Here is a 13,571-nt window from a genome sequence, read left to right as displayed (position 1 = left end):
GCCTTTAGCGCCGCCAGCGTCTCAGCAGGCGGCTTCGCATCCCGGTGTCAAAGCGCCAGATATGATCGAAAATGCGCATGATGCCGGGTTTGCCGTGCGCCGACATCGCCACCGCATGGAATCGATGCTGGTGAAGACGCTGCAACTCTCCCACTTTGCTCACCACGTCATCCGGCAAGCGCTGGGCGATAAAATCCGAAATGACCACCGCATCGGCATCAAACCATTCCCGTCCCTGCATTCTTTCAATAATGGCGCGAAAACAGCTGGCGATATCCGTGCCGCCGCGAAAACGTTGACTTAAAAAGCGGATGGCCTGCTCGATACCTTCCGGGCCGGAGAGTTCATAACGCACAACGTCAGTGGAAAACAGCATAATAAAGCAGCGGCGCTTATCCGCCAGTGCAACGCGCATCAACGCCAGGCAGAACGCTTTTGCGCACTGCTCGTTAAATCCCCCCATCGAGCCTGAAGTATCGACGCAGACAATAAACGGTCCGCGCGGCTGCTCGTCGACATCCTGGTGTACTACCGGCCGTTCGGTCACTTTCTCACGCCACGCTTCGCCATGCAGGCGATAGGTGAGGAGCTGTTTTTCCACTAACCGGCGGTAAAATTCATATTCCAGCTCGGTGATGCCGAGCGTCGCCAGCTCTGGCGGCAACAGGCGCAGAATATCATCGCCTTGCTGAATACCGTCAACCTGCTCCGGCACCGTTGCGGGTTCGCGTACCAGTGTACGAAAGGTTTCCATCGGCGCGTCTTTTTTCGGTACCGATTTGGCTTCCCGCGAACGTCCCAGTTGTTCCGCCAGTTGCATTAGCTCCGGCTGGGCGGCGAGAAATTCGCCGTATTTTACGATCAGTTGATAATCACCACGTTTAAGCTGGCCCGCGCTCATATCCCACAGGCGGCCTGCGGCATTATCATTTTCCGCCAGCGTCGGTTCCAGTTGCCCGCTCAGCGTCATCCGTTCCTGAACGTCACTCAGCAACTGCTCGCGCTCTTCTTCCAGTAGTTGTTGGTTTAACGTGGTGGCCTGCACGACCAGACTTAACCGCCAGCGTTGCAAAAAAAGCGTGTGTAGCGCAGGGGTAAAGGTACTGTTGCTCTCCGTCAACTGCTTCGCCTGCGCGGCATACGGTGAATGCAGGCGGTGAAGCAACGCCAGTATTTGCGGCAGTTGCACGATGAACTGTGGTGTAGAGAGAAGTTGGCTTTGCTGATAACACATGACCTCTTCCGTGAGTTCCGGCGGAACGCGTGCGTCTTTAAGACGGCTGCGTAGCGCTTCCCGCCAGCGCGGGAGATCGGCGGTCACGGCGTTTTTTAAACGCGGAAACTTTTCAAAGAAAATGACCAGCTGTGGGGAAGCCAGTAGCGCGAGGATCATCTCTTCGACCATTCCCTCTTCGCTGACGGCCAGCATGGTATTTAGCGTATCCAGCGTCAGCATTGTTGCGCCTGGCGGATCTGTTCTCCTACATCCTGCAGGCTGGCCTCAATGCGCCCTAACCAGTCGCTGTGAATAAACAGGCAATGTTGCTGCTCGCTGAAGCGGGTATGCTGTTGGCGCCAGTCGTTTTCTAACGTTTCCAACTGCTGTTTGATCTCCGCAGGCATACTGTCTTCAGCCGCTCCCGGTAACGCCAGACGGGTACCTTGTAGACTGATGTCGCGCACCACCAGATGTTGAGCGTTATCGACTTCCATATTCAGCGTTTGGGCAAAGCCGATCCCATTCAGTTTGCCGCGGATCTCGCCGCCTTTGGTCAGCCAAAGTTCCAGCGCGCTGCGGTCAAAGGTAATATGGATCACTTCCATATCATGCAGTTTTAGCGGTTTTTGTAGCAATAACGTCAACGTTGACGCACTGGCTTCCGGCGGTAAAGTGTAATGCGGGCGACGGCTGAACATACCGCCTTCTTTAATGACGGTGAAGGCGGTTTTATCGCTTTGCTGTTGCTGCAACTGGAGGCGACGCTGGACGATACCGCCGAGGCGAGTCAGCATGGCCTGCTGCTGCCAGGCGTGTCCGGTCATCAATATTTCCAGTTGCTGTTGCATGAGATTCAGACTCTGCGCGTCATACCACAAGCAATCTTTTAGCAGGATAAGGTCAATCGGCGCAACCGCGTCGCGTCCGCTAAAGAAGGCGCTGGCCTGTAACAGGCGGATGGCTTTCTTCCAGCGACGGTCGGAGACATAAGGCGCATTCGGCAAATTATCCAGCTGTTGGCGCAGAGTAAATATCAGCTCAAAGACCGGATCAGGGAGTGAAATCGCGCCGATATCTTTTTGCCACTGTTGATATTCTTCGTCGCTAACCTGTAACGAGGCGGGGACCGGGTTATCACTCTCATCCTGCTGACTAATTAGCATGGAGCGGAAATTGGCTTTATCCTGAACTTTATCCAGCCACAGGCGAATCAACATTCGGTCGTACAAGGCTTCCAGGCTGCTGTCCGCTTCGGGCAGTTCGTTGGAGGCCGCCACCAGCAGCCGCATCGGAATTTTTTCCTCAAATGCGCCGTTGCGGAAATGGCGTTCGTTAATGGCGGTCAGCAATGTGTTCAGGATAGCGGGCCCGGCTTTCCAGATTTCATCCAGAAAAACGATTTCGGCTTCGGGAAGATAGCCGGTCGTTAAGCGTTCATAGCGACCTTCATCTTTCAGCGCCTGAATAGAGAGCGGGCCAAACACCTCTTCCGGCGTGGAAAAGCGTGTCATCAGATATTCAAAAGCGCGGGCGCGCTGGAAAGCAAACTTCAGGCGGCGGGCAATCAGACTCTTGGCGATACCGGGCGGGCCCAACAAAAAGACGCTCTCACCGCTTAACGCCGCCAGTAGGCACAGGCGTATGGCGTGACTACGTTCATACAGCCCCTTCTCAAGGGCGCTGCTCAGACGGGAAATTCTTTCCGCTAATAAATGTGGGTGAGCCATAATAAAGAGGCGTCCTTTCGACAAATGGATCATGCTAATTGCGAGTATAGACGTTTCACCACCGGGGCTGTAATCGTCTGACGCGCTGTTTATTTTTCTTTGAGCCAGGTTAATCTGGCTTCATTTAGGGGTACGATTTTATGATTAATCGTGCATACTGTGCGCTTTTTTGTGGGCCAAGGGACTAAGCACACATTTCATATCTATACACTCATTCATTCAAACTACATCAAGGCGGCAAAGGAGTGAATCCCCTGGCACTGACTTAAACGTGTGACTGGGGTAAGCGAATGCAGCCGACAAGGAGGTAGGGTGAAGGGTGACGTGTATAAACGAAAGATGAGTCTATGAGCACTGATAATAAGCAATCGTTGCCTGCGATTACCCTCGCAGCTATTGGGGTTGTCTACGGTGATATTGGTACCAGCCCGCTTTATACGCTTCGTGAATGTTTGTCCGGTCAGTTTGGTTTTGGCGTTGAACGAGATGCCGTGTTTGGTTTTCTGTCGCTGATCTTCTGGCTACTCATCTTTGTGGTTTCCATCAAATATCTCACCTTCGTGATGCGCGCCGATAACGCGGGTGAAGGTGGAATTTTGACGCTGATGTCGCTTGCCGGGCGTAATACCTCGGCGCGCACCACATCCATGTTAGTTATCATGGGACTGATAGGCGGCAGCTTTTTCTATGGCGAAGTGGTCATTACGCCGGCGATTTCGGTGATGTCGGCGATTGAAGGCCTGGAGATTGTCGCGCCGCAGCTGGATACCTGGATTGTCCCGCTCTCCATTATTGTGCTGACTCTGTTGTTTATGATTCAGAAGCACGGTACGGGAATGGTAGGAAAACTCTTTGCGCCGATCATGCTGACCTGGTTTTTAATCCTGGCGGTACTTGGCCTGCGCAGTATTATCGCCAATCCCGAAGTGTTACATGCGCTGAATCCTGTCTGGGCGGTACGTTTTTTCCTTGAATATAAAACCGTATCATTTATTGCATTGGGCGCGGTGGTGCTGTCGATTACCGGCGTAGAGGCGTTGTACGCCGATATGGGGCACTTCGGTAAGTTCCCGATTCGCCTGGCGTGGTTTACCGTGGTATTGCCGTCGTTAGTACTGAACTACTTTGGTCAGGGCGCATTGCTACTAAAGCATCCGGAAGCGATTAAAAACCCCTTCTTCCTGTTGGCGCCGGACTGGGCGTTAATTCCGCTGCTGATTCTGGCCGCGCTGGCGACGGTGATCGCCTCCCAGGCGGTAATTTCCGGCGTCTTTTCGCTGACGCGTCAGGCTGTGCGTCTTGGCTATTTGTCGCCAATGCGCATTATCCATACCTCCGAGATGGAGTCCGGTCAGATCTATATCCCTTTCGTTAACTGGCTGCTTTATTTCGCGGTCGTGGTTGTTATTGTTAGCTTTGAGCACTCCAGCAACCTGGCGGCGGCCTATGGTATCGCCGTGACCGGCACGATGGTGCTGACGTCTATTCTTTCTACGACCGTGGCGCGTAAGAACTGGCACTGGAACAAATATTTTGTCGCGCTGATCCTCATCGCATTCCTGTGCGTGGATATCCCGCTGTTCTCGGCCAACCTCGACAAATTGTTGTCCGGTGGTTGGCTGCCGCTGAGCCTGGGCCTGATCATGTTCACGATCATGACCACCTGGAAGAGCGAGCGTTTCCGTCTGTTGCGTCGTATGCATGAACACGGTAATTCGCTGGAAGCGATGATTGCTTCACTGGAGAAGTCACCGCCGGTTCGGGTGCCGGGTACTGCCGTATACATGTCGCGCGCGCTCAGTGTGATCCCTTTTGCTTTATTGCATAACCTGAAGCACAACAAAGTGTTGCATGAGCGCATAATCTTACTGACGTTGCGTACGGAAGATGCGCCTTATGTGCATAACGTTCGCCGGGTGCAGATTGAGCAGTTGTCTCCGACATTCTGGCGCGTGGTGGCCAGCTACGGCTGGCGCGAAACGCCAAACGTTGAAGAGGTGTTCCACCGCTGCGGTCTGGAAGGCCTTAGCTGTCGGATGATGGAAACGTCGTTCTTTATGTCGCACGAGTCGTTGATTGTCGGCAAACGCCCGTGGTATTTGCGTCTGCGCGGCAAGCTGTATTTGTTGTTGCAACGCAACGCCCTGCGCGCGCCGGATCAGTTCGAGATCCCGCCTAACCGCGTGATTGAGTTAGGTACGCAGGTCGAGATTTAACCTCTCATCAACATGCCGGGGGCCGCATTGGCTTACCCGGCCTGGCCAATCCGTAGATTCCCACAAGATAATCGCCATTGGGCGATTATCTTCACCTGATTTCCGCTAGCGAAACGTTTCGACGGCGATCACAATTCTGTTACGTCATGATGGTTTTATGAACACATCCAGGGTTACACTGCGGCCAGCGAAACGTTTCGCTAGTGGAGCAGAAAAATGAAGAAAGGCACCGTACTCAACTCTGAAATCTCGTCGGTCATTTCCCGTCTGGGGCATACTGATACTCTGGTGGTCTGTGATGCGGGTTTACCCATCCCGAATAGCACTGCGCGTATCGATATGGCACTAACCCAGGGCGTACCTTCTTTTATGCAGGTGGTGGATGTTGTGACCCGGGAAATGCAGGTTGAGGCGGCGATTCTTGCAACGGAAATCAAACAACAGAATCCGCAGCTCCACGAAACGTTGCTCACTCACCTTGAGCAACTGCAGCAACACCAGGGAAACACCATAAAAATTAGTTATACGACACACGAACAATTCAAAAAATTGACTGCAGACAGTCAGGCAGTGATTCGCAGCGGGGAGTGTTCCCCGTATGCGAACGTCATTCTTTGCGCTGGCGTCACTTTCTGAGGCCGCTATGGACGCATTACTGCAACTCAAAGGGATCGATAAAGCGTTCCCCGGCGTGAAGGCTCTCTCCGGCGCCGCGTTAAACGTTTATCCTGGCCGCGTTATGGCGCTGGTGGGGGAAAACGGCGCCGGAAAATCCACCATGATGAAAGTATTAACCGGCATCTATACGCGAGATGCGGGATCGTTGTTATGGCTGGGTAAAGAGACCACCTTTAACGGGCCTAAATCGTCTCAGGAAGCCGGGATCGGCATTATTCATCAGGAACTGAACCTGATTCCGCAGTTGACCATTGCGGAAAATATCTTCCTGGGCCGTGAGTTTGTGAATCGCTTTGGCAAAATCGACTGGAAAAAGATGTATGCCGAAGCCGACCACCTCTTAGTCAAACTCAATCTGCGCTTTAAGAGCGATAAGCTGGTGGGCGAACTCTCTATCGGCGATCAGCAAATGGTGGAAATCGCCAAAGTGCTGAGCTTCGAATCCAAAGTCATCATTATGGATGAACCGACCGATGCGCTGACCGACACTGAAACCGACTCTCTGTTCCGCGTTATCCGCGAATTAAAATCGCAGGGGCGCGGCATTGTCTATATCTCCCACCGTATGAAAGAGATCTTCGAAATTTGCGATGACGTGACGGTCTTCCGCGATGGGCAATTTATCGCCGAGCGTGAAGTGGCCACGTTGACCGAAGATTCTCTTATCGAAATGATGGTGGGACGTAAGCTGGAAGATCAGTACCCGCATCTGGATAACGCGCCGGGTGAGATTCGCCTCAAGGTCGATAATCTGTGCGGACCGGGCGTGAATGATGTCTCTTTTGTGCTGCGAAAAGGCGAGATTCTTGGCATCTCCGGCCTGATGGGCGCCGGTCGCACCGAGCTGATGAAAGTATTGTACGGCGCGATGCCGCGAACCAGCGGTTATGTGACGCTTGATGGACACGAAGTGGTGACGCGTTCTCCGCAGGACGGGCTGGCCAATGGCATCGTTTATATCTCTGAAGACCGTAAGCGCGATGGACTGGTGCTCGGCATGTCAGTTAAAGAGAATATGTCGCTGACGGCGCTGGACTATTTCAGCCGCGCTGGCGGAAGCCTGAAACACAAAGATGAGCAGCAGGCGGTGGGGGATTTTATCCGTCTGTTCAACGTCAAGACACCGTCAATGGAACAGGCGATAGGCCTGCTTTCTGGCGGTAATCAGCAAAAAGTGGCGATTGCTCGCGGGTTGATGACGCGCCCGAAAGTGCTCATTCTCGACGAGCCGACCCGCGGCGTGGACGTCGGCGCCAAGAAAGAGATTTATCAGCTTATCAACCAGTTTAAGGCCGACGGCCTGAGCATCATTCTGGTCTCATCTGAGATGCCAGAAGTATTAGGCATGAGCGATCGCATCATCGTCATGCATGAAGGGCATCTCAGCGGTGAATTTACTCGCGAGCAGGCCACCCAGGAAGTGTTAATGGCTGCCGCAGTGGGCAAGCTTAATCGCGTGAATCAGGAGTAAAAAAGATGACAACCCAGGCTGTTTCTGGTCGCCGTTATTTCACTAAAGCGTGGCTTCTTGAGCAGAAGTCGCTCATTGCCCTGCTGGTGTTGATCGCGATTGTTTCGACGTTGAGCCCCAACTTTTTTACCGTTAATAATCTGTTCAATATTCTTCAACAGACCTCCGTTAACGCCATTATGGCGGTGGGGATGACGTTGGTGATTCTGACATCGGGGATCGATCTGTCCGTCGGTTCCCTGCTGGCGCTCACCGGCGCGGTTGCCGCTTCAATCGTCGGCGTTGAAGTGAATGCGCTGGTCGCGGTTGCCGCCGCGCTGGCGCTGGGCGCTGCGATTGGCGCCGTCACTGGCGTTATCGTCGCGAAGGGACGCGTACAGGCGTTTATCGCTACGTTGGTGATGATGCTGCTACTGCGTGGCGTGACGATGGTTTACACCGACGGTAGCCCGGTCAACACCGGCTTTACCGATAACGCCGATCTGTTTGGCTGGTTCGGTATCGGCCGTCCGCTGGGCGTTCCTACGCCGGTCTGGATCATGGCTATCGTCTTTATCGCCGCCTGGTATATGCTGCATCACACCCGTCTGGGACGCTATATCTACGCGCTGGGCGGTAACGAAGCGGCGACGCGTCTGTCTGGCATTAGCGTGAGCAAAGTGAAAATTATCGTCTATTCACTTTGCGGCCTGACAGCATCGCTGGCGGGCATCATTGAAGTGGCGCGCCTCTCTTCCGCGCAGCCGACGGCGGGTACCGGCTATGAGCTGGATGCTATTGCCGCCGTGGTGCTGGGCGGCACCAGCCTTGCTGGCGGTAAAGGGCGCATTGTTGGGACATTGATCGGCGCATTGATTCTCGGCTTCCTTAATAATGGTTTGAATTTGTTAGGTGTTTCCTCCTATTACCAGATGATCGTCAAAGCGGTGGTGATTTTGCTGGCGGTACTGGTAGACAACAAAAAGCAGTAACAACGACTACAGGACATCTGAAATATGAACATGAAAAAACTGGCTACCCTGGTATCTGCTGTTGCGCTGAGCGCCACCGTGAGCGCGAATGCAATGGCGAAAGACACCATTGCGCTGGTGATCTCTACCCTCAATAACCCCTTCTTCGTGTCGTTAAAAGACGGGGCGCAAAAAGAGGCGGATAAACTGGGTTATAACCTGGTGGTGCTGGACTCCCAGAACAACCCTGCCAAAGAGCTGGCGAACGTGCAGGATTTAACCGTTCGCGGGACCAAAATTCTGCTGATCAACCCGACTGACTCCGATGCGGTGGGTAACGCGGTGAAGATGGCGAACCAGGCGAAGATTCCGGTTATCACGCTTGACCGCCAGGCAACCAAAGGCGATGTCGTCAGCCATATCGCGTCTGATAACGTGCTGGGCGGTAAGATCGCTGGCGATTATATCGCGAAAAAAGCTGGCGAAGGCGCTAAAGTGATTGAGTTGCAAGGCATTGCCGGAACATCTGCGGCGCGTGAGCGTGGCGAAGGTTTCCAGCAGGCGGTAGCCGCTCACAAATTTAATGTCCTGGCCAGCCAGCCTGCCGATTTCGACCGTACTAAGGGTCTGAACGTCATGCAGAACCTGTTGACCGCGCATCCGGATGTTCAGGCTGTCTTCGCCCAGAACGATGAAATGGCGCTGGGCGCACTGCGCGCGCTGCAAACTGCCGGTAAAGCAGATGTGATGGTGGTTGGATTTGACGGTACGCCGGATGGCGAAAAGGCCGTAAAAGATGGCAAACTGGCAGCGACTATCGCTCAGTTACCGGATCAAATCGGCGCCAAAGGCGTTGAAGTGGCGGATAAGGTGCTGAAAGGCGAAAAAGTTCAGGCCAAATATCCGGTTGACCTGAAACTGGTCATCAAGCAGTAATAAACGACACGGGTCAACTATGGCCTGATGGCGACAGAAATACGCGAGCCTCCGCTGAGGTGAACGTAAAAAAAGAAAAGCAGGGCACGCGCCACCCTAACCGGTGGCGCACTTTGACGTGGAACCCCGAATATGAAAACCGCAGGTAATCTCATCGTCCTTGGCAGCATTAATGCCGATCATATCCTTAATCTTGAGTCCTTCCCTACCCCGGGTGAAACGGTAACCGGTAGCCATTATCAGGTCGCGTTTGGCGGGAAAGGCGCGAATCAGGCGGTTGCTGCGGGACGTAGCGGGGCAAATATTGCGTTTATCGCCTGCACGGGCGATGACGATATTGGCGACAGTATTCGTAAACAATTAGTCAGCGATCGTATTGATATCGCGCCAGTTAGCGTTATTAAAGGCGAGTCTACCGGGGTGGCGCTGATTTTCGTTAACGGCGAAGGCGAGAACGTCATCGGTATTCATGCCGGAGCGAATGCCGCGTTATCGCCGGCGTTGGTTGATGCGCAACGTGAACGTATCGCGCAGGCGGATGCGTTACTGATGCAGCTGGAATCGCCGCTGGAAAGCGTACTGGCGGCGGCGAAAATCGCCCATCAACATCATACTACTGTTGCGCTTAACCCGGCGCCTGCCCGTGAGCTACCGGATGAACTGCTGGCGCTGGTGGACATCATCACGCCAAATGAAACGGAAGCTGAAAAGCTGACGGGCGTGCGTGTGGAAAATGACGACGATGCCGCGAAAGCTGCGCAGGTTTTGCATGATAAAGGCATTCGAACCGTATTAATTACCTTAGGAAGCCGTGGCGTCTGGGCCAGCGTAAACGGCGAGGGCCGCCGCGTTCCTGGATTTAGCGTTGAGGCTGTCGATACCATTGCCGCCGGAGATACGTTTAACGGCGCCTTTATCACCGCGATACTGGAGGAGACGCCGTTGCCGGAAGCGATTCGCTTTGCCCATGCCGCCGCCGCGATTGCCGTAACGCGTAAAGGCGCGCAACCGTCCGTTCCGTGGCGCGAAGAGATAGAAGCGTTTTTACATCAGCAGGGGTAACGCTTGGCTACTATGAAAGATGTTGCCCGCCTGGCGGGAGTCTCTACATCGACGGTCTCTCACGTTATTAACAAAGATCGCTTTGTGAGTGAGACGATAACCGAAAAAGTTGAAGCGGCGATTAAATCACTTAACTATGCGCCTTCTGCGCTGGCGCGAAGCCTCAAGTTAAACCAGACCCGCACGATTGGTATGCTGATTACCGCCAGTACCAACCCTTTTTATTCCGAACTGGTGCGCGGCGTTGAGCGAAGCTGTTTTGAGCGCGGTTATAGTCTGGTGCTGTGCAATACCGAAGGCGACGAGCAACGGATGAACCGCAACCTGGAGACGCTGATGCAAAAACGGGTAGACGGTTTACTGCTGCTGTGTACCGAAACGCATCAGCCTTCTCGTGAAATCATGGAGCGTTATCCGTCTATTCCTACCGTCATGATGGACTGGTCGCCGTTTGATGGCGAGGGCGATAGCGATCTCATTCAGGATAATTCGTTGTTAGGCGGCGATCTTGCCACCCAACACCTTATCGATAAAGGATTTACCCGAATAGCCTGTATTACCGGCCCGCTGGACAAAACGCCAGCGCGTTTACGGCTGGAAGGGTATCGGGCGGCGATGAAACGCGCAGGGCTGGCTATTCCGCAAGGCTATGAGATCACCGGCGATTTTGAATTTGGCGGCGGCTTTGACGCCATGCAGGCGTTACTCGCCCATCAACAGCGACCGCAAGCGGTTTTTACCGGAAACGATGCGATGGCTGTCGGCGCCTATCAGGCGCTATATCAGGCGGGGCTTCGTATTCCGCAGGATATGGCAGTCATTGGCTATGATGATATTGAGCTGGCGCGCTATATGACGCCGCCGCTGACGACTATCCATCAGCCGAAAGATGAATTGGGCGAGCTGGCTATTGATGTGTTGATTCATCGGATGGCGCAGCCCGCCTTGCAACAACAGCGACTTCAGCTTACTCCGGTTTTGACGGTGCGTGGGTCGGTTTAGATTTATGCCGTTCTTTAATCAGATTGTTGCCGTCTTTGGCTCTTAGCAGCATAAACATCAGCGCGGACACGATAGTGATCGCCCCCATCGTGATAAAGGTATAGTGGAACTGTTCCACGGTACTGGTGCCCGCAAAACCTTCATAAATACGTAACACCGCCGCGCTGATCGCCACGCCTAAACTGATAGACAATTGCTGCGTAACCGCCAGAACGCTGTTGCCGCTGCTGGCGTTATCGTCCGTCAGATCCGCAAGAGTAATCGTATTCATTGCCGTAAATTGAGTGGACATCGCCATTCCAAGAATGAATAGCGGCAGTACGAGCATCCAGATCGGCATGGCGGGAGATTGAAACGAAAACTGGGCAATCATCAGACCGATAAATACCGTAATGCCGACCAGAGTCTTCCGGTATCCCAAACGTCGCAAAACCTGCGTTACGGTCGATTTCGCGATAATAGAACCCAAAGCTGTCGGCGCCATCATGCAGCCGGCGATCAGAGCCGGGTAGCCAAAACCAACCTGTAGCATTAACGGCATCAAAAAAGGTACGCAGCCTGTCCCCAGACGCGTGGCGAGGTTGCCGGCAATACCGACGGAAAATGTGCGTGTCTTAAACAGCGATAGTGATATTAACGGTGTCGGATGACGGCGGGCGTGGCGGATATAGGCCAATAGTAGAACGATACTGCAAAAAATAATGGCGGATGCGATCCATGTCGCCACAATCTTTTCGCCAAACAGTTCCATTCCGCTGGAAAATAAAACCAGACTTAACCCAAAAAGAAAGAAGCCGGTCATGTCAAACTTGCGACGCGGCGTGGTGAAGTTGGGCATATATTTGCGGGCATACAGAATGCCTGCAACACCAATGGGAATATTAATCAGGAAGATCCAGTGCCAGCTTGCCCAGGTCACCAGTACGCCGCCTAATACCGGCCCCAGAATTGGACCTACCAGCCCCGGCATAGTGACAAAGTTAAGAACGGGCAGCAGCTCACTACGCGGATAGGCTCGCAATAACGCCAGTCGCGCCACTGGCATCATCATCGCTCCGCCGACGCCTTGTACGACGCGAAAAATAACCAATTCAGATAGTGAACTGGAGAGCGCGCAGGCCAGCGAGCCTAACGTAAACAGACTTACGGCAACCATAAAGACGCGACGCGTACCGAAGCGGTCAGCCAGCCAGCCGCTTACCGGAATTAACATGGCTACTGTCAGGGTATAACTGATAATAGCGGACTGCATGGCGAGTGGTGAACGGTTAAGGCTATGCGCAATAGCCGGTAAAGCGGTATTCAAAATGGTGGCGTCTAGCGCCTGCATAAAGAAGGCCATCGCCGCGATCCACGGCAGGCCAGCCATACTGCGCGCTTTTTTGCTGGTCATTCAATATCCTGTTAATTATCTGGTCTCTCATTGGGCGCTATTAACAACGCCTGGCAGGCCTGGAAAGCGCGTTCGCCGTCGCCATCAGCGATGGCATCAACAATGGCCTGGTGCAAATCCAGCTTTACCACCTCGTTATAGGTGATTGAGGTAAAGTAAGTGTGATAAACCGAATGAAATAGCGTAGCAAAAGAGATTAGAAAGGGATTGGCGCTCATTTCGTAGATATGCTCGTGCCACGCCATATCCACTTCAATCCAGCGTTCACGCTTAAAATGCTTTTTCAGCGCGACCATCTCTTCCATTAAGGCATTAAGCCGCGCTTTCTGCTCCTGTGTGCCAAGAGTCGCCGCCAGCAGGCAGGCTTGTGGCTCCAGGCTAATACGCATCACCAGAAAATGATCTACCACCTGATGAAAATTTTCTTCCGTCATCCACCAGGTCAGCAGCTCTTGATCCAGAAAGTTCCAGTTTCCCTGCGGCATCACCCGCGTACCAATGCGCGGACGGGGGAGCACCATACCTTTAGCCGTCAACGTTTTCACCGCTTCGCGAACTGCCGTTCGACTTACGCCGTACTGCTCGCCCAGTTCTATTTCGCCGGGAAGAATCGTACCGGGGGCGTAGTCACCCTTTAATATCCGCTGCGCCAGCTTTTCAGCCAGAACATAGGATAGATTTTTCTGTGCGGCTAATTGTTGTGCGCTTAAAGGCATGAATGTTCTTCCTTTCTCTTTCGTTTGGTTATTAGTATGCCACCTGGAAGTGTGATTGCAGTTGCAATAACGGCAATTTGCTTATTTTATGGCACGTTAAGCCCGCTGTTGATGAAAAAAGAGACACTCAGAAAATTATTTTAAATTTCCTCTTGTCAGGCAGAAATAACTCCCTATAATGCGCCACCACTGACACGGAAC

The 13,571-nt window shown here is 53.3% G+C and carries 11 protein-coding genes; 7 read left to right on the top strand and 4 right to left on the bottom strand.

Going from position 1 to position 13,571, the window contains the following annotated elements:
- Nucleotides 1–4: 4 nt before the first annotated feature.
- The gene (gene viaA, locus NBA72_RS22360) at nt 5–1,456 is read right to left on the bottom strand and encodes an ATPase RavA stimulator ViaA (RefSeq protein ID WP_042949720.1); all 1,452 of its coding nucleotides are present in this window, start codon (nt 1,454–1,456) and stop codon (nt 5–7) included.
- On the bottom strand, nt 1,450–2,946 hold the full coding sequence (ravA, locus tag NBA72_RS22355; RefSeq protein WP_000940975.1) for an ATPase RavA: 1,497 nt from the start codon (nt 2,944–2,946) through the stop codon (nt 1,450–1,452). Before ravA ends, viaA begins: the two co-directional genes overlap by 7 nt.
- Nucleotides 2,947–3,293: 347 nt before the next feature.
- On the opposite strand from ravA, the gene kup reads away from it, so the two are divergent.
- The 7 genes from kup (at nt 3,294) to rbsR (ending at nt 11,261) form a co-directional block, all read left to right on the top strand.
- Nucleotides 3,294–5,162 carry a low affinity potassium transporter Kup gene (gene kup, locus NBA72_RS22350; protein WP_042949721.1) on the top strand — a complete coding sequence of 623 codons (1,869 nt, stop codon included), beginning with the start codon at nt 3,294–3,296 and terminating at the stop codon, nt 5,160–5,162.
- 216 nt (nt 5,163–5,378) lie between these two features.
- The gene (gene rbsD / locus NBA72_RS22345) at nt 5,379–5,798 is read left to right on the top strand and encodes a D-ribose pyranase (RefSeq protein ID WP_000715944.1); all 420 of its coding nucleotides are present in this window, start codon (nt 5,379–5,381) and stop codon (nt 5,796–5,798) included.
- Nucleotides 5,799–5,805: 7 nt separating this feature from the next.
- Nucleotides 5,806–7,311: a ribose ABC transporter ATP-binding protein RbsA gene (gene rbsA / locus NBA72_RS22340; protein WP_042949722.1), complete on the top strand. Its 1,506-nt coding sequence runs from the start codon at nt 5,806–5,808 to the stop codon at nt 7,309–7,311.
- 5 nt (nt 7,312–7,316) lie between these two features.
- Nucleotides 7,317–8,282 (top strand): ribose ABC transporter permease, encoded by a 966-nt coding sequence (gene rbsC, locus NBA72_RS22335; RefSeq protein ID WP_000211345.1) that lies wholly within the window; start codon nt 7,317–7,319, stop codon nt 8,280–8,282.
- Between the two features lie 24 nt (nt 8,283–8,306).
- Complete coding sequence (gene rbsB / locus NBA72_RS22330) at nt 8,307–9,197, top strand: ribose ABC transporter substrate-binding protein RbsB (RefSeq protein WP_001056260.1); 891 nt, start codon at nt 8,307–8,309, stop codon at nt 9,195–9,197.
- A 132-nt stretch (nt 9,198–9,329) separates the two neighbouring features.
- Nucleotides 9,330–10,259, top strand: a complete 930-nt coding sequence (rbsK, locus tag NBA72_RS22325) for a ribokinase (RefSeq protein WP_000844730.1) — start codon at nt 9,330–9,332, stop codon at nt 10,257–10,259.
- Nucleotides 10,260–10,262: 3 nt separating this feature from the next.
- Nucleotides 10,263–11,261, top strand: coding sequence for a ribose operon transcriptional repressor RbsR (gene rbsR, locus NBA72_RS22320; protein WP_000224487.1), 999 nt, complete (start codon nt 10,263–10,265; stop codon nt 11,259–11,261).
- Here the strand turns inward: rbsR and mdtD are convergent.
- Entirely contained in the window at nt 11,227–12,654 is a 1,428-nt protein-coding gene (gene mdtD, locus NBA72_RS22315; protein ID WP_000202071.1) for a multidrug transporter subunit MdtD, read from the bottom strand. The genes rbsR and mdtD overlap by 35 nt on opposite strands.
- 11 nt (nt 12,655–12,665) lie before the next feature.
- Nucleotides 12,666–13,370, bottom strand: a complete 705-nt coding sequence (locus NBA72_RS22310) for a FadR/GntR family transcriptional regulator (protein WP_042949723.1) — start codon at nt 13,368–13,370, stop codon at nt 12,666–12,668.
- Nucleotides 13,371–13,571 lie beyond the last annotated feature (201 nt).

Origin of the sequence: Salmonella sp. NW1250, assembly GCF_051812965.1 — a bacterium.
GTDB lineage: Bacteria > Pseudomonadota > Gammaproteobacteria > Enterobacterales > Enterobacteriaceae > Salmonella > Salmonella enterica.
Note: the sequence above shows the minus strand (reverse complement) of the source record. Positions and strands in the feature narration are given on the sequence as shown.